The following is a 17,508-nucleotide window of genomic DNA, read 5'->3' as shown; positions in this document are numbered from 1 at the left end:
TTATGAAAGGTGAAATATTATTTTTAGAAATATAATTGTAAGCTAGCTATGTATAGCAATTTATCATAGGCATTAGAGGAAAACGATAATCAAAAATGTTTATGTGTTTCAAAATGCGACATATATCTCAAAGTGGTTCATTTTTTAATGGATTTTTAACGATATAAAGTATACACAGTGCTAAAACTAACCTGTATGAAATATTCATTTTCTTGATTTTTCATATGTATTTTGACTGTTATTCTCCTTTTCCGAGGGGATAGGAAAAGGGAAATTAACTATCTTGAAATGGATTGATGTGGGATTTATAAGTTGTATTGTAAAAAAAGAAAAAGCATGCCCTTCTCGCAGTATAAAGAAGGGGCATGCTTTTTCTTTTTTTCCAGCTGCGTAACACCTAGAAAAAATAAAACTGAATGAAATGTACAAAATGAAGCAACAAAGCGTAGGGCTTGATTAAAATTTAAGGCTTTAAAGATTTCAATGCTAAATTCATATAAGTATTCATTCTCTGTTCTAGTGAGTATTTTCCATCTAAAAGACACCAATCTAATATAAGTCCTCTAGCAATTGTAAAAAGATACGTTGTTATTTCTTCTACACTCATATCATTTGTTAATTCTTTTTCAAGTTGTCCTTTGTAAACAAAGCCATTTAGAGCTTCGTAAATGAGTGAAGGCTCATATATAAATGACCTTTTGTTGAAATCGTTAAGAAGATTTATATGTAACTCTAATTTAGTTGTATATTCAGCTATGCATTGGAAGAAAGTTAAAATAGTTGTTTGCATTGTTGTATGTTGATCTATATTTTCTAATTCAACATGTAGATTTTCTTCAATTTGTTGAAATAATTTTTTATAAATATCCTCTTTGGAAGTGAAATAATGATAAAAAGTTCCTACTGATACATTTGCTTTTTTACAAATATCTTCAATTGTTATATTTTCAAATTTCTTTTCTCTCATTAAATTTAAAAACACATGAAATATATTGTTCTGTGTTAGTAAAGCTTGTTGTTTTCTATTTGTCAGAGTTTTTTTGTGCAATGTCTATTCCCCCTTATTTATATATTAACGGATATTTTAAAACCGAAAAAGTAGTTTGAATATTTTGGTTCTTGTTGTATAATCCTCATTACACCGAATGACATTCGGTGAATATTATTCGGTGTAATGAAATTTTTTTGAGAGGAGATTGTTGTATATGAAAACACCTTATCAATCAGTTGTTATGATTCCTACAAATAAGTTGATGGGAAAAAAGGCTTTAGAAGATCCGTATAAACCATTTGCATGGTATAAAGAGATGCGAGAAAAGGAGCCTATTTGTTTTAATCATCAGGCAGACATGTGGAATGTTTTTTTGTACGAAGATGTAAAAACTGTCTTAGAGGATAAAGAGTACTTTTCTAGTATTATGCCTGAGAAGAAAAAGTCTCCATTTCCACAAAGTATTCTTGGGATGGATCCGCCAAAGCATACGCAAATTCGGTCTATTGTAAATCGGTCTTTCACTCCTAAAGCATTAAGGGAATGGGAACCTAGAATCCAGCAAATCACAAACGATATACTCAATCAATTATCTAATCGTGAAACTTTTGATATTGTTAGAGAGTTATTTTATCCGTTACCAGTTATAGTAATTGCTGAAATGTTAGGTGTTTCTGCTAAGGATATGGAAAGGTTTAAGAGATGGTCTGATATTATCGTAAGTTCACCGAGTCATGATGATTCGGATTATTTGGAAGAATTTTTTAATACACGTTTACAAGCAGAAAATGAATTAGGAGAGTTTTTTGAAGAAATCATACAATCCAATCGAGGGAAATCCAAAAAAGATTCAAATAACATTATTTCTTTATTAGTTCAAAGTGAAGCGGACAAAAACATTTCAGGAAAAGAAATAGTACCGTTTTGTAAACTACTTTTAGTAGCGGGTAATGAAACAACAACCAATTTACTTGGAAACGCTTTATATTGCTTCATAGAACATCCAAATGTTTATGATCAATTACAACAGGATGTATCTCTTGTTCCGAAAGCAATTGAAGAAGTATTGCGGTATCGTTCACCAGTTCAAAGAATTGTACGCAGAGTAAAAAAAGAGATTCAATTAAAAGGACAAACTTTACAAGTAGACCAAATTATTTCAGCTTGGGTTGGATCAGCTAACCGTGACTCGCATCAATTCAAAGATGCCGATAGTTTTAACATATATCGTAAACGTAATCCTCATCTTACATTTGGACATGGCATCCATTTTTGTTTAGGTGCTCCTCTAGCTAGATTAGAAGCAAAAATTGTATTAACGGAATTAATAAAAAGATATAAATCATTTTCATTTATTGACCAGGATCTTCCTGTTCCTATCTCAAATAGTAGTTCTATATACGGATTACATTCTTTCCCTGTAAAAAGTGAACTAAATTAAATATTTTGGCTCTGGTATATTCGCGCCAGAGCCAAATTTATATGATTCATCTCAGTTTCATAAAAGGATTATATTCGTGGGGAAATGCCAGATTATCACTAATTTAGGCATACTAAAAGGAGATAAGGATTAGGAAAACAATTACAAATTCATGCAGTACTTAGATTCAATATAGGAGGATACTAAAATTGAGTAATTTCACACGTTTACGCACACAAAACATAATAAAAGATGCGTTTATGGATTTATTAAAAGAAAAAACATTTTCATCCATCACAATCAATCATATTTGTGAAAAAGCAATGATTCATAGAAGCACATTTTACCGTCATTATGAGGATAAATATGAATTATTTAGCGATGTATCAAATTCCATCGCAATCAATCTTTTTGAACAAACAAAAGAAGGATTGGATTTAGAACATACATTGTTTGAGGAAATAATTGAATACATAGATGTTAATCGTGCATTGTTTTTTAATATTACTAGTAAAAATAATAGCCTTGAGTTATACGAAAAATTGATTCGATTTGGTGCAGAAAATTTATATGAAAACTCAATGGAATATAATGATCCGCTTTCGAAAAAAATCCAAAACTCAGATTATCCAATGGTACTGTGTGATTTTTACTGTAGTGGCTTTTTTGAGATTATAAAAAAATGGTTAAGCAATGAATATTCCTATACAAAAGAAGAGTTGATTCAGATTTCTAAGAACTTATTGATAAATGAACCAAATTAAAACAAATGTCTCAATTCGAGACGTATATTATTTTTTGCTCATCGTCTTCCTCAAAAACCTATGATAGATTATTGAACATAGCAAAGGAGGCATGAGTAAGGTTAAAGAGCAAAAAAATTACCGTTATGCTTTAAAAAACGAATTACGATCTAATATTAAATGAAAATTATATATAATATTCCAATTATTTGAGGGAGGATTTTTTATGAAAGCCGCAGTGTGGTATGGTGAAAAAGATATTCGTATCGAGGAAAGAGAAACAAAAGAGTTACAACCCAATGATGTAAAAGTTAAAGTGGCATGGGCTGGTATTTGTGGTTCTGATTTACATGCATACTTGCCACCAGATTCAGTACCAATGAATAAGAATATGGTAATCGGACATGAGTTCTCTGGTGAAATTGCAGAGGTTGGTTCCCTGGTAACAAAATTTAAAGAAGGGGACAGAGTATGTATTTATCCAATGATGCTTAAAGATCCTTCAAATGCTGAAACTGAACGTTTTATCACTTTAGACGCAGTAGGTGCACAAATCGACGGAGGGTTTGCTGAATACGTGATACTTCCACAAAAAACGATTTTTAAAATTCCAGATAATTTATCACTAGAAGTAGCAGCAATGGTAGAACCAGCAGCTGTATCATTCCAATCAATTAAGGATTCAAATGTAGGAGAAGGAGATACTGTTGTTGTTTATGGCGCCGGCCCTATTGGGCTATTTGCTGTTTTAGGTGCAAAAGCTGCAGGTGCTTCTAATATTATTGTTGTTGATTTATTTGATAGTCGGCTTGCCAAAGCAACCGAAGTGGGTGCGACGCATGTCTTTAATGCTAAAGAAGTAAACCCTGTAGAAGAAATTCGTAAATTATTCCCAGATGGAGCAGATGTGACAATTGAAGCTGCAGGTGTTGAGTCAACATTTAATCAAGCCATTCAATCAACTAAAGTTCGTGGCACAATGATGGTTATCAGCTTCCATACTCAAGATATCCAATTTAATGCTCCTGCTTCCTTACTCTTTAGTGGCGTAAAATTATTGGGATCTGTGGGGTACAGTAATGAAACTTATAATGAGGTCATTCAATTACTCGCTAATGGAAGATTACCTGCACAATCAATTATTACAAGCAAAGTTGATATAGATAATATTGCTGAACAAGGTTTTGAAGCGTTAATTCATGATAAAGCGCAAGCAAAAATTTTAGTTAAATTAAGTGGCGCACATTAATCATATTTTAGATAAAATAACTTGAGAAGATTGAAAAATTGTAAAAGTAGTCGAGAATATTAGAATGTAATTGAAATGTCTTTTAAAAGAGATTGGAAAAGAAATAATTAAAAATATAGAGAACTCTTAACTATTTACTCAAGAAATTCAAGTCTTTTATCCTCTAATATTTTACGAGATCCTGCTAGAAATGTAGGGTTTGTGCAACGAACTAGTAAATAACAAGCCAAAGATTTAGTTGCTTTGCGTGTATACCCCCACAAGAAAAAATATAGATTTTATCTTGTGGGGGCATTATAAAATTTTTAAGTTGATGCACACATATGGAGACGTTTAATAGTGTGAAGATAAACTAATAAAATATAAATTTATACGCTACTTAGTGACAGAATAAAGGTGGACAAAGTTCCCCCTCATATTCTAAATTCTTTTTGTATATATCTGCATAAGCAATCTTCAATTGCTCACGTAATTGTTTCTTCTCTTCTGCTAACTTCTTAATCTTACGTTTCAATGAGGCTATAATTACTTCTAATTATAGCCTGTTTAACGATGGTAAGTTTTTTTGGTTTATAAGCTTAATCCAAACCGTTGTAATTCAATAAATATCCCCTCTAATTGCTTTCCTTTATCCGTTAATGTGTACTCTACACGAGGCGGAACTTCTGGATATACTTTTCTCGTTATAATGCCTTGAGACTCTAATTCTTTTAGTCGAAGCGATAATGTTTTCGGGCTAATCCCGTCCATTGATTTTTGTAAATCACTAAAGCGTAATGTTCCTTCGATAAGAAGGTCGCGAATGATTAAAAACGTCCATTTTGTACGAATTACATCAAGCGTTTTAGCGATGGGACAAGGTATGCCAGGTAAACCTTTCGTTAATTCAACTGGATCTATATTGTTCATGGAACTAGCCTCCATAAAATTTTTTGAATGAATTTGCTTTATAGTATCACAAAACTATACTTTTGGTAACTATATGAAAAAAATATCACTACTTTCATAAAGGAAGTAAGTGCATATACAATAGCAATACGAAATACAAAGGATTTAGAGGAGGAGGTGGTGATTTTCATGGGGATAAAAAAGTTGTTTGGATTTCTTAGTTTGTTTGTTATTTGTATTGTGCTTGTAGCATGTGGCGTGGAGGGAAAAACTGAAGTACAGTTATTAAAAGAAATGCCAAAGGCAAAAAAAATGACAATCGATCCTTCACTAAGTAAAATGGAAGCGACCGAAATGGTTCATGCAGCGCAGCGTTTTTATGCATTTTGGGATACAGGTAAAGAGGAGCTTCTTTCGCAGACTGTTACGAAAGATTTTTTCGATAATACGTTGCCAAAAGAGCGACCACAAGGTGTTGAAGGGTTAAAGTTTGCAGCACAAAACTTTCGTAAAGTCGTTCCTAATATACATTGCGAGATTGAAGATTTATTAGTCGTCGGTGATAAAGTAACAGCTCGTCTTTCTTTTACAGGAACGCATAACGGTAAAAATATTAGCTTTTCTGCAATAGATATTTTGCATGTGAAAGACGGAAAGATTACGGAAGACTGGCATTTAGAAGATAATCTTACGTTGAAACAGCAACTTGGGTTAATAAGCGAGGAATAGAGTAGGGGAGAGGAAAACGATGAAAAAAATATTTATTATAAATGGACATGAAAAATACGGTACAAAGGAAGGACGATTAAATAAAACGTTAGTGGATCATATGGTGGCGGTATTAAGCGAGAGTCATCAAGTGAAAACAACAACGATTCAAGATGGATACAATATAAAGGAAGAACAAGATAAATTTTTATGGGCTGATGTTGTGATTTATCAAACACCGATTTATTGGTTTAGTGTTCCAGGATTATTTAAAACGTATATGGATGAAGTATATGAATACGGTTTGTTCTTTAAAGGTGCAGATGAATACGGAACAGGTGGTTTATTAACAGAGAAAGAGTATATGTTCTCTACAACTTGGAATGCACCTGAAAATTCATTTGGAGATAAGACGAAGTTCTTTGAAGGGGAAAGTCTAGAATCAACGCTTAGTCATTTACACCGCGTGCAGAAGTTTCTTGGGATGAGTCCGTTAAAGAGTTTTGCTTGTTATGATGTGGTGAAGAATCCGGATATTGAGCAATATTTATTGAACTTGAAAGATCACTTAGATGAAGTAATTAAATAATAGTTTGTATTTGTATGTGAAGAAGGTACTACTAAGGATGTAGTACCTTCTCCTTTTATAAAAACTTGCATGTTAATACATGGATGGCTGTATCCATAACTTCGCAAAATTTGCCCAACCGAATGAATCAATTGTTACGTTTTTTAAAGAAGAAGGGTATGTCTTTCTTTTTAAAACGTGATAGTTAAATAAAATGATGTGTTCTGTTTGTAAAAATTCTTCGATCTCATACATGAGCTCATAGCGCTTCTCCTTATTTTCTTCTAATAAAAATGTATCAAGTAAACAGTTAATTTGTTTTTCATAGTGCGGGTCCATGAAGCGGTTTATGAAGCAACTTTTATTTTTAAATACATTTAAGAATGCAAGTTCGTGATTGGAAGCAAACACTTCTCCCATGAAAATAATATCGGCATGCTGATCGATAGAACGGTTCATATAATCTGAAACGAGAAATGGGTGAAGCTCTACTTGTATACCTAGACCATCACATCGTTCTTTTAAGAAATATGCATCATTTGCACTATCTTTAAATGCGAAGAAGTAAATATGTAGCGTCTCTCCATTATAAGTGCTCTTTTTTAAATACTCTTTTGCTTTTTCTAAAGAGTAAGACCTTTTAGAAGCTTGGCGACTTCTTTCAGGGAAAAAGCTTGATGCAGCAATTGTTCGTCTTCCTTCTATGTTACGAAGTATCATTTCAACATCATATAGTTCTCTCCAAGCCTTTCGAAAGTAAATGTCGTGATGAGGACCAGGTTTTGTAAAGTTGAAGCCAGCATAAATACAACCTATTTCTTCTATTTGTATATTATGCCTTTCATTTTCTTCTTCATTTGGTAGTTCATAATCAGCATCGATTTGTACATGATCAGGAATACCCCAAAATTCAATACGGTCTAATAAAGCGCGCTCTTTAAAATAATGAGTGAACGCTTCGAGCACGATATTATCTTCAGAGTAATGGGCAAGTTTGAAAGGTCCAGTACCTATATAATGATGATTTTGAATAACTGCATCACGCGGCAAAATTGCTAGTTGTATGGAACTTACATAGTGTAAGAAAAATAAATTTTGTTTTGCTAAATGAAATCGAATTTGCAGTGGTGATGGCGTTTCAATTTGAACAATTTCTGCTGTTAACCATTCGAAAGGAGAGTGAACTTCTTTTAGTCTTTCAAATGAAAATCGTACATCTTTAGAAGTTAAAACTGTTTCGTTATGAAAATATACATCCTTTCGTAAATAAAAAGTCCACGTAAGCCCGTCTTCACTTAATTCCCACGTATGCGCAATGTGTGGCTCCATTTTTTCCGTAACATCGTTATAAACGACTAACGTATCAAAAATTTGACTTGTAAGATGGCTTTCTGTAGTTACAGCCACAAAAGCCGGATCTAATGGGACTATCTTTCTCGATATAGGAATTTTTAATATGTCGTACATATCATTTGAAGGTTCGTATCCAAAATGATGATGTAGTTTATTTTCTATCTTTTTTTGAAGTGCAAGGGGTAGGGGTTCTTTTAAAAGAAGAAAGATATCTTTTAATTTTTCTTGCGCTAACAGTTCATCTGTATAGGACTCAATCGCTTCTACGAAATTATGTATAAATAGAATTTCCGTTTTATTCCCGCGACCTCGCCCTGGAGTCCAGCTAATTAATTGCTCCTCGCTCATTTTCTTTAATAAAATCTTTACGTTTTTCGTACTGCAATATAAAACATCCGCTAATTCTTGTAAGCTATTTCGCATATGCTGTTGATCTTGTGCATGTAGTCTTAGTCTAATGTAATAGTCCATAATTTTCATATATACACTTCCTTCTATCATAAAAGGGGAAACTCTTTAGAATATTCTAACCTTTTTCTTCCTTTTTTTCAAAGTAAAATAAGTAAGCATAAGGAGGGGGAAACAATGGGATTTTGGAGTATGCATCGAAATATAAAAATTAGAATTATAACTTCGTTTTTAACACGTACTGTATCCACGATGATTTTTCCATTTATGGCGATTTATTTTTCAATAAAGTTAGGTAGTGCGATTGCTGGTGCGTTACTACTTATTAATGTCATAGCTTCATTAGTAATTGGTTTGTACGGTGGGTATGTTGGAGATCGGCTTGGTCGTAAAAAGGTTATGATTATCGGTCAAAGTATACAAGTCATTTCCATTGCTTGTATGGGGATTGCAAATTCCGATTATGTAGATTCACCTTGGTTAACATTTATCTTTATGCTAGTGAATAGTTTAGGATCTGGACTTATGAATCCTGCGACAGAGGCGATGTTAATTGATGTGAGTACACCTGAGAATCGAAAAGTGATGTACAGCATTAACTACTGGGCAATTAATTTATCCATTGCGATTGGAGCGATATTTGGCGGATTACTATTTGAGAACTATAGATTGCAATTGTTTATCGGATTAACAGTGATTGCAGTTATTACTTTATATGTGATGGCTGTATATATGGAAGAGGTGTATGTAGCTAGAAAAATAGTAGAGAAGAAAAATGTATTAAAAGATATGGCAGATAGTTATAAAGTCGTAATGAAAGATAGAGCATTTTTAATTTTTTGTGCAGCAAGTATATGTACATTATCGTTAGAGTTTCAAATTAATAATTATTTAGGAGTACGTTTGCAGAAGGAATTTGAAACGGTGCACTTTTTATTCGGGAATGGTGTTACGTTTGATTTAACAGGTATTCGCATGCTGAGCTGGATTTCTGCAGAGAATACAATTTTAGTTGTATTATGTTCAGCACTTCTTATTAAAATGCTGAAAAGCTTCAACGATTTGAAAATATTATATGTAGGCTTATTCATTTATACAATTGGATTTACAATACTCGGAACGAGCAATAGTTTATGGATTTTATTAATTGCAGGGCTTTTCCAAACGGTAGGAGAGATGATGTATGTGCCAGTGCGTCAATCTATTATGGCAGATATGGTACCAAATGAGGCGAGAGGTTCATATATGGCGATTAACGGAATGGTCTTTCAAGTAGCAAAAATGAACGGGGCATTGGGTGTTATGTTAGGTTCATTTATCGCATCTTGGGGCATGAGTGCTCTGTACTTTATCGTTGGTATGAGCAGTATTTTATTATTTATGAAGGCGATTGGGAGAGAGAAGTATGAGGGGGAGGTTTCTCAGATTGGATAAAACGATATGAAAAGCGATGCTAGAAATCGCTTTTCATATGGCTTTTAAAACGGATCAACTTCAGCTAAATTTGGAGTGGTGCTCGGTTGTAGTAAAAGATTTTTTAACGTTCCTACTTCAGAAAGAGTGACTAATATGTAGCCACTAATTAGTACAATAAGTCCGATGACGCGTAACGTTTGTAAGCTCACTTCATTATTATTCGTTTCCGCTGGATTTGGGGGCGTTGAAGGTGGATTGTTATTCATAAATAAGGCTCCCATCTTTTGTATTTATATATGTGTAAAATCATTATTTAACTTATGGATAGGAATTGTATAGTCATTTTCACTATATGAGAACTGCTTATGAAAAGTGATTAGAAGTTCCGGGGAGAGAAAAGAGGGTGTATGAAAAGATCATTAAAAATAAGGTTCTTTTTTGTTTTTCATACAAATAAAAAGATTAATCAAAGTAGCTAAATAGCTACTTTGATTAATCTTTAATAACTATTCCAATATACGCAACGATTCTTCAATAAACGCCGGGATGTCCTCAGGTTGTCTACTTGTTACTAGCTGATTTTGGCATACGACTACTTCTTTATCGTGAAAGTTTCCGCCGGCGTTTTTTAAATCGACTTCAATAGATTTATATCCAGTGACATCACGTCCTTCAAGTGTTTGTGCAGTGATGAGTAGCTGAGGTCCGTGACAAATAGCAAAAACAGGTTTTTCCGCATCCATAAATGCTTTACTAAAGTGAACGAAACGCTCATCCGCACGAAGTATATCTGGAGAAAATCCACCCGGTATGAAGAGTGCGTCAAAGTTTTCTGGAGAAACATCATCGATACCTTTATCAATTACAATTTCACTTTTTCCTTGTTTACCGTGTACCGTTTTACCTTTTTCTGTTTCAATAGTTGTTAATTCATATCCCTTTTGTTTAAAAGCTTCTGCTGGCTCTGTGTATTCTGTGTCCTCGAAATAATCCGTTATTAAAATAGCAATTTTTTTACTCATTTTAATCCGCTCCTTATATTATATTATCGGTTCCAGAATCGTCCTTGGGCAATGCCTTCTATAAATGCCTCAATTGAAGTGTTTGTTAAGTTGTAAATTCCTGCTCCATCTAATTTGATTTTACTATTGTCTAAAGCATGAGGATCGCTAAGGACATAGGCTATCGGTTTAAAGTGTTTAAAAGTAGTTTCTGCAAATTCTAAAACAGGGGGTTGAATGACAGATTCGCTACTAAACACTAATACCGCATCAAAAAGTGCAGAGTCTGCTGTTGTATAAGTATCCGTTACTTTAATGGAATCATTGAACTGATGAATTTTATTATCTATGATGCTATAGTTCATTCGGTGTTGTACAAAAGCTTGAATCCATTCGGACAGAAGGGAGACGCTTGGGTCACCATTCAATAGAATTGCCACATTTTTGGAATCAGCTTTAAAAATAGTGTTGGACATGCTTAGTGCAGGTGATTTTGCATCCGAATTTATTTCGTGATTTTCTTTAGGCAAAGGGGCTCCAATCATGTTAGCGACTTCCTTTGCTAATTGACGATCGACATGATTCAGTAGAGCAATTACATTTGCCTTCACCATGTCTGATTTGCACTTCCCAACTTCAAAGCAAAATGCATCTTTTATGTGCTGCTTTTCAATAGGGTTCATACTATTGTAGAAAAGTTTAGCTTGCGAATAAAAGTTAAGAAAGCTTTTACTGCGCCCCCTAATTTTATGTCCATCAATCTTTTCTTGATAATGCTCATATCCGCCCTGTTCAGCTTGCACGGTTGCTGGTTGATTATTATTTAAGCCATTAGGGTGATAGCTTGTTTGACCGCGATGAATCTGCATTTGATGCATGCCATCACGTTGATTATTATGAAAAGGACATACGGGCTGGTTAATAGGAATTTGGTGAAAATTAGGGCCTCCTAAACGAGATAATTGTGTATCTGTATAGGAGAACAATCTTCCTTGCAGAAGAGGATCATTTGAAAAATCAATACCTGGTACGACATGGCCAGGGTGGAAAGCTACCTGCTCCGTTTCTGCAAAGAAGTTATCAACATTTTTGTTCAATGTCATTTTACCAACTAGTTTTACAGGAACTTCTTCTTCTGGCCATAATTTCGTTGGATCTAAAATATCAAAATCAAATGCATGCTCATCTTCTTCTGGAATTAGCTGCAATCCAAGCTCCCATTCTGGATAATCGCCCTTTTCAATTGCTTCATATAAATCTTGACGATGGAAATCAGGGTTTTTCCCAGCAATCCTTTGAGCTTCATCCCATACTAATGAATGAACCCCGAGGGTAGGTTTCCAATGAAATTTTACGAAGTGGGCTTTTCCTTCTTTATTAATAAGTCGAAATGTATGAACCCCAAAACCTTCCATCATTCGTAAACTACGCGGAATAGCACGGTCGCTCATCTGCCACATAACCATATGAGTAGACTCGGGATTATGCGCAACAAAATCCCAAAATGTATCATGAGCGCTAGCTCCCTGAGGAATATCATTATGTGGTTCTGGTTTAACTGCATGGACAAAATCAGGGAATTTAATAGCATCTTGGATAAAGAATACAGGCATATTATTACCTACTAAATCATAGTTACCTTCATCTGTATAAAATTTTGTGGCGAATCCGCGTACATCTCTTACTGTGTCATTGGATCCTTTAGAGCCTTGAACGGTCGAGAACCGTACAAATACAGGTGTTTTCTTTGAAGGATTAGTAAGAAAATCTGCTTTTGTATATGCCTCTAACGATTCATAAAGCTGAAAATAACCATGAGCGCCAACTCCGCGTGCATGAACAATTCTTTCAGGAATTCGTTCATGATCAAAGTGGGTCATTTTCTCGCGAAAGTGGAAATCCTCCATTAAGGTTGGGCCTCTTAAGCCCATCTTTAAAGAGAATTCATCTTCGGCTATTTTTACTCCTTGGTTTGTTGTTAAAGCATGTTTGCGTTGATTGTCGGTAACGTGGTGCTTCAATTGTTCCATTTTTTTATTCACAATATAGGCCCCTCCTTTACGCTGTTAATTAATAGATACCCTTTTTGTTAGGATGTAAACATGTATTATCGTTTTTGTATGTAAAAATCATAAAACGTTGGTTGTACCAGTGATTCTTGTTTGAGAAGGGAAAATAAAAAAGCCAAGGAGATACTTTATTTTCTCCTTGGCATTTAAGATAATTCTTTTCGTTAAAACGAAGAAACGCGTTGTTTCGTTTTTGGTACAATAATAAATTTGATCCAGAGTAACCCGACAATCATAATGATAAGGCTATGTAAAAATTGACCTGTAGCAATGAGTATAACAATTGAAAATATAATGAGCTGAATGCTTAGCAATATAAAGAGTAAGTGAAGAAATTGATTCATTCGTTTTTCAGTATCAATTGGATATAATGCTACAATAATATTTCCCGAAAAATATTTCCATAGGGAACGGAGCTGCATAGAAATCATATATAGGACGATATATGCGATAGCGCCTTTTACGTATATGCTTGGTATAAAATATAAGGCGAAGGCACCGATCAACCCTAAGCGAATATATATACCGAAATAATCATTCCCGCGTAAAAATGCTAGTGTATGTAAATAGAAGAAAGTTGCTCGTTTTTTATGTAATAAAGGTTCAATCCAAGTTGTAAGCCATTTTCTTTTATTTACTTGCTTATTCAGTTGCGGAACATCGGTGAAGATGCTAGCAATTTGATAGAAACGAACGTTCATTTTTTCTTCTTGCTCGATTATGTAATCCCACGGTATTCGTTTTGTAGGCTGTTTTTTCGTATATAGAAGCAGGAAAGCAAGTAGTAAGAGTAATCCGCCTAATATGAGAACATTTGCTACATAAAACAGCATATAAATGACTAGGGCGTTACAAGCAATACGAATAATCAGCCATATATTTTTTTCGTGACGATCACGCCACATCCAATGTATGTATATGTTCCAAGCTTTCGTAACCATTAAAATGATAAAGATTGTACATAAGAAAGGTATCGTTAATTGTAATGATTGCAGTGCAAGCGGAACGAGAATAAGGAACGTAAATAATAATGGGAAAAGCTGAATGATGTAATTGTATAGAAGAGATTTTTTGAAATAAGAAGTTAATTTCTCTTCTAGTGCTAGTAAATAGACAGCGTCAGGTTTCTGAATAAATGTACGAATAGGGCATCTCGTTATAATGAATGTAAGTACAATCGTGATGAGTAGTAAAGATATTCCTTTAGAAGGAGATGCTTTTAGAAACTGAGCATAGTAGTATGCGCCAACGCATGAAATAAAGATAAAGCTATATAGTAAACCGTTAATCATACGTGCAAAGTATGTAATGATATTTTGCATATGTTGTTGGAAGCGGCTGCTCCATAGTGATTCGATTGACATGTTTTTCACCTCTTTGTTCTATTATATATGTTTTGGAAAAGAAAAAACGAGCAAATTGCGTTATGCAACTTGCCCGTTTTTCTTTTCGTTATTTTTTTTCTGATCACGATTCATTAATGGATAGAAGGCAAAGCCGATTACGAATAAACCAATTCCGAGAAGGAATGTTTTTATATCGGCTGCTCCTGTTTTAATAACCCACAGTGCGTAGCAAAGTGCAATCACTGCGACTATGCCATCTGTAATTCTTGCCCGCATTTCATTTTTATACGTTTCACCAGTTGCGACTAGTTTTAACTGGAAGATTGGTGAAACGAGATATGGAATGAGGTAGGCCAGTGTCGATACAGTAATAACGAATGTATAAGCTTCCGCAATTGTTCCTGATAATGTTGAGAATAAGAACACTTGCGACATAATGTTTGTTAATCGTAATGAATAAATTGGACTTCCTTTTTTGTTTGTTTTTGTGAAGAAGGAAGGGAAGAAACCTTCTTTTGCTGCTTGATATGGTACTTCTGAGCTTAATAAAATCCAGCCTAAGATGGAACCGAATAGGGAAGTAAGAGCAAGTAATGCCATCAGTTTCCCGCCGCCATGACCCATTGCAGCGTTTAGTGCATCTGCTAATGGACGTTCAGAAGCTTGTAATTTATCAATGTGAAGTACACCCATTGTTAAAATTGTAATTCCTAAGTAAATCGCAACTGTAATAAGTAATCCCGCAACTGTTGCGCGTTTTACCGTTTTTGGAGAAACAGCACGGTTTGATAAAAGAACCGCTGATTCAATTCCGATAAACGCCCAAAGCGTCGTAAGAGCAGCTAAGTTTACTTGTGAAAGAAGGCCGTGTGATACACCTGATTTATCGATCATCGGTGTGTACCATTGTCCAAACTTAGAAGCTTCGAATGCAAATAATGTAACGACGATGAATAATAGGAATCCAGTTACTTTCGTTGTTGTTGCTAAGAAGTTTAGCTTTCCAGCTCCGCTTACACCGTTTGTTAATATAATATGAGTTCCCCAAAGTAAGATGGAACAAATCGTAAATGTAATTAGTTTTCCGACTTCTACATTAAAAGAACCGATTGAAAATAGTAATCGTGTATCTTTCATAATTGGGAAGAAGAGTGATAAATATCCCGCAAATGATGTAATGATGGCAACGTTACTTGCCCAGTTTGCAACCCAATATCCCCATACCATACTGAAACCAGCCATTTTTTTCTTTTTTGGTGTTGAGAATAAAGCATATGCATGACTTTGTGGCCCTGTCGTTAAATCAGGACGACGAATTGCTAAATTACCGAAAACAAGAGCTAGCATTAAAACACCAAATCCTGTTGTTAACCAAGCTAAAGTGACACCGAGAGGGCTTGCTGTTTGTGCCAACGTACTTGGCACCATGAAAATACCAGCGCCAACCATGTTACCGACAACGAAAGCTGTGAGTACCCAAAAGCCCCATTTTTTTTGTTGCATAGAAAATACCTCCAAAGTTAGTATAACCAAGTCAAGCGAGGAGATATGTATGTCTTCCTGAGTCAGGAAGAGAAGTCCCAAACAAAACAAAAAAAGCACGTAATTTGCCGCTACATGCTTTCTATCTTATAAGAAACCCACGACATACCTCTCGATAGCTCTCCACAAACGAAACGTTTGTGACAGTTCTGCACTTATTAAGTAGCAGACCCAGCAAGCGTGCATGGTGGACACGGGCTTACTTCGGCAATCATTCCTTTCTCATTCGTTCATCAATGCCACTACATCTCCTGAAATGATACTCTTAATGACTGCAACCTCTACCTCACCGAGATACGAATGAGGATTTAAATATTAATTTAACGTATTTAAGAGTAACAAATGAATTTTTATACGTCAATGGATATAATAATAATCAGATTATAGAGAAGAGTTTGTGATTAAAAGTAAGAGGGATTATTATGTAATATTGAATTTTCATAATATAATAAATGTTGTTGGCGCTAGATGATTGAAAAGGGGATGAAGTATATGTCTGTATGTCATAAACATTCAGTAATAGGTGTGTTAGATTCGGGAGTTGGGGGATTAACAGTTGCGAGCGAAATTATAAGACAATTGCCTAAAGAGAGCATTTATTATATTGGTGATAATGAGCGTTGTCCGTATGGGCCAAGAAGTGTAGAAGAGGTACAATCTTTCGTATTTGAAATGGTTGAGTTCCTCAAACAGTTTCCGTTAAAAGCTCTAGTTGTAGCATGTAATACTGCAGCAGCTGCTGCATTGACTGCGCTGCAAGAAGCACTTTCTATTCCGGTTATTGGCGTTATCCATCCAGGAGCAAGAGCGGCAATTAAAGTGACGAAGAAAGGGGAAATCGGAGTAATTGGAACTGTAGGTACGATAAAATCTAATATGTACGAAAAAGCATTGCATGAGCTTGATACATATTTGAAAGTGCATAGTCATGCGTGCCCGACCTTAGCTACAGTTGTAGAAAATCAATTAGAAGATACAGCATATGTAACCGAGCAAGTGAAACAAGCTTTACTGCCATTAACGAAAGAAGATATAGATACGTTAATTCTTGGGTGTACGCATTATCCACTTTTAGAGTCTTATATTAAAAAGGAACTAGGAGAGGATGTAACGATTATTAGTTCTGCAGAAGAAACAGCGATAGAGTTAAGCACAATTTTACAGCACAAAGGAATTTTGTCTGACAATCTGAATCCTGAGCATCGATTTTTTACAACAGGCTCTGCCTTATCATTTGAACATATTGCTGAGCGTTGGCTAGGATATCACATTTCTGTAGAATGTGTGGATTTACCCGTAAAGAATGCTCGCATCTGTAATTAGACTGTATGAAAGTACTTTTTGTTCAATACACTAGGTTAGTTGCATAAGAAGGAAAAAATGCACTTTTAATTGAAAGGATTAAGGTCATTTCAATTAAGGGTACGGATGTAGGAAGAACTTTAGAAGAAATTTGCCTGAAGTATGCTATTGATTTGTATTGGCACATGGGTTTTGTACTGCCGGTAGACGAAGTTCCAATGAATTTTAGAGGTTCCAAAATGCCATCTTTGGCAAGGCGTATTGCACGACATAATTGTATCGATGCCAATATAATTGGCTCTGCTGTAGTGGATTTGAAACGCAATCCATTATCTTGGAGTGATCGTGGAACTTATGAGGAAGTGCTTCAGGAATTAAAATTATTATGGCATGTTTTAGTTCGATTTGGAAAACCAAATCGAAAGTAGAACGAAATACTTCGTTTTTGGGAAGTATCTATATAGAAAAGAAGCTGATCTAAAATTAGATCAGCTTCTTTGTATA

Annotated in this window: 16 protein-coding genes, 1 pseudogene and 1 riboswitch; of the genes and pseudogenes, 8 read left to right on the top strand and 9 right to left on the bottom strand. The window is 34.7% G+C overall.

Annotation, left to right across the window (positions count from 1 at the left end; translation table 11 throughout):
* Nucleotides 1-463 precede the first annotated feature (463 nt).
* Nucleotides 464-1,048, bottom strand: a complete 585-nt coding sequence (locus tag QCI47_RS23755; RefSeq protein WP_000549137.1) for a TetR/AcrR family transcriptional regulator — start codon at nucleotides 1,046-1,048, stop codon at nucleotides 464-466.
* A gap of 157 nt (nucleotides 1,049-1,205) precedes the next feature.
* On the opposite strand from QCI47_RS23755, the gene QCI47_RS23750 reads away from it, so the two are divergent.
* The 3 genes from QCI47_RS23750 (at nucleotide 1,206) to QCI47_RS23740 (ending at nucleotide 4,403) form a co-directional block, all read left to right on the top strand.
* The gene (locus QCI47_RS23750; RefSeq protein WP_076868821.1) at nucleotides 1,206-2,432 is read left to right on the top strand and encodes a cytochrome P450; all 1,227 of its coding nucleotides are present in this window, start codon (nucleotides 1,206-1,208) and stop codon (nucleotides 2,430-2,432) included.
* A gap of 188 nt (nucleotides 2,433-2,620) precedes the next feature.
* Nucleotides 2,621-3,175 carry a TetR/AcrR family transcriptional regulator gene (locus QCI47_RS23745; protein WP_000064552.1) on the top strand — a complete coding sequence of 185 codons (555 nt, stop codon included), beginning with the start codon at nucleotides 2,621-2,623 and terminating at the stop codon, nucleotides 3,173-3,175.
* Nucleotides 3,176-3,380: 205 nt separating this feature from the next.
* Nucleotides 3,381-4,403: a 2,3-butanediol dehydrogenase gene (locus QCI47_RS23740; protein WP_309422403.1), complete on the top strand. Its 1,023-nt coding sequence runs from the start codon at nucleotides 3,381-3,383 to the stop codon at nucleotides 4,401-4,403.
* A gap of 379 nt (nucleotides 4,404-4,782) precedes the next feature.
* Here the strand turns inward: QCI47_RS23740 and QCI47_RS23735 are convergent, their stop codons facing one another.
* Both QCI47_RS23735 and QCI47_RS23730 read right to left on the bottom strand, forming a co-directional pair.
* A complete protein-coding gene (locus QCI47_RS23735; protein ID WP_255256530.1) occupies nucleotides 4,783-4,917 on the bottom strand; it encodes a hypothetical protein in 135 nt (44 codons plus the stop codon).
* A gap of 56 nt (nucleotides 4,918-4,973) precedes the next feature.
* Nucleotides 4,974-5,312 (bottom strand): winged helix-turn-helix transcriptional regulator, encoded by a 339-nt coding sequence (locus QCI47_RS23730; RefSeq protein WP_309422401.1) that lies wholly within the window; start codon nucleotides 5,310-5,312, stop codon nucleotides 4,974-4,976.
* A gap of 168 nt (nucleotides 5,313-5,480) precedes the next feature.
* On the opposite strand from QCI47_RS23730, the gene QCI47_RS23725 reads away from it, so the two are divergent.
* Together QCI47_RS23725 and QCI47_RS23720 are read left to right on the top strand one after the other, a co-directional pair.
* Nucleotides 5,481-6,020 (top strand): ester cyclase, encoded by a 540-nt coding sequence (locus QCI47_RS23725; protein WP_000511555.1) that lies wholly within the window; start codon nucleotides 5,481-5,483, stop codon nucleotides 6,018-6,020.
* A 19-nt stretch (nucleotides 6,021-6,039) separates the two neighbouring features.
* Complete coding sequence (locus QCI47_RS23720; protein ID WP_000718020.1) at nucleotides 6,040-6,588, top strand: NAD(P)H-dependent oxidoreductase; 549 nt, start codon at nucleotides 6,040-6,042, stop codon at nucleotides 6,586-6,588.
* Nucleotides 6,589-6,660: 72 nt separating this feature from the next.
* Here the strand turns inward: QCI47_RS23720 and QCI47_RS23715 are convergent, their stop codons facing one another.
* On the bottom strand, nucleotides 6,661-8,421 hold the full coding sequence (locus tag QCI47_RS23715; RefSeq protein ID WP_139339197.1) for an SgrR family transcriptional regulator: 1,761 nt from the start codon (nucleotides 8,419-8,421) through the stop codon (nucleotides 6,661-6,663).
* 84 nt (nucleotides 8,422-8,505) lie between these two features.
* Between QCI47_RS23715 and QCI47_RS23710 the strand changes: the two genes are divergently transcribed.
* Nucleotides 8,506-9,762 carry an MDR family MFS transporter gene (locus QCI47_RS23710; protein WP_071741516.1) on the top strand — a complete coding sequence of 419 codons (1,257 nt, stop codon included), beginning with the start codon at nucleotides 8,506-8,508 and terminating at the stop codon, nucleotides 9,760-9,762.
* A gap of 44 nt (nucleotides 9,763-9,806) precedes the next feature.
* Here QCI47_RS23710 and QCI47_RS23705 read toward each other — a convergent pair whose 3' ends face one another.
* From QCI47_RS23705 to QCI47_RS23685, 5 genes are all read right to left on the bottom strand, one after another.
* Nucleotides 9,807-10,010, bottom strand: coding sequence for a hypothetical protein (locus tag QCI47_RS23705; RefSeq protein WP_001063858.1), 204 nt, complete (start codon nucleotides 10,008-10,010; stop codon nucleotides 9,807-9,809).
* 240 nt (nucleotides 10,011-10,250) lie between these two features.
* Nucleotides 10,251-10,766: a type 1 glutamine amidotransferase domain-containing protein gene (locus QCI47_RS23700; protein ID WP_000037526.1), complete on the bottom strand. Its 516-nt coding sequence runs from the start codon at nucleotides 10,764-10,766 to the stop codon at nucleotides 10,251-10,253.
* A 23-nt stretch (nucleotides 10,767-10,789) separates the two neighbouring features.
* Complete coding sequence (locus QCI47_RS23695; RefSeq protein ID WP_309422399.1) at nucleotides 10,790-12,787, bottom strand: catalase; 1,998 nt, start codon at nucleotides 12,785-12,787, stop codon at nucleotides 10,790-10,792.
* A gap of 191 nt (nucleotides 12,788-12,978) precedes the next feature.
* On the bottom strand, nucleotides 12,979-14,178 hold the full coding sequence (locus QCI47_RS23690; RefSeq protein ID WP_309422398.1) for an ABC transporter permease: 1,200 nt from the start codon (nucleotides 14,176-14,178) through the stop codon (nucleotides 12,979-12,981).
* A 60-nt stretch (nucleotides 14,179-14,238) separates the two neighbouring features.
* Nucleotides 14,239-15,663, bottom strand: a complete 1,425-nt coding sequence (locus tag QCI47_RS23685) for an amino acid permease (RefSeq protein WP_001186312.1) — start codon at nucleotides 15,661-15,663, stop codon at nucleotides 14,239-14,241.
* A 147-nt stretch (nucleotides 15,664-15,810) separates the two neighbouring features.
* Nucleotides 15,811-15,994: riboswitch (Lysine riboswitch) on the bottom strand.
* 200 nt (nucleotides 15,995-16,194) lie between these two features.
* Between QCI47_RS23685 and racE the strand changes: the two genes are divergently transcribed.
* Complete coding sequence (racE, locus tag QCI47_RS23680) at nucleotides 16,195-17,025, top strand: glutamate racemase (RefSeq protein ID WP_000109652.1); 831 nt, start codon at nucleotides 16,195-16,197, stop codon at nucleotides 17,023-17,025.
* 89 nt (nucleotides 17,026-17,114) lie between these two features.
* Nucleotides 17,115-17,432, top strand: a pseudogene (locus tag QCI47_RS23675) (DUF3626 domain-containing protein); the annotation flags it as partial.
* Between the last annotated feature and the right edge of the window lie 76 nt (nucleotides 17,433-17,508).

The sequence above is a fragment of the Bacillus cereus group sp. RP29 genome, assembly GCF_040459765.1.
Lineage (GTDB): Bacteria > Bacillota > Bacilli > Bacillales > Bacillaceae_G > Bacillus_A > Bacillus_A paranthracis.
Note: the sequence above shows the minus strand (reverse complement) of the source record. Positions and strands in the feature narration are given on the sequence as shown.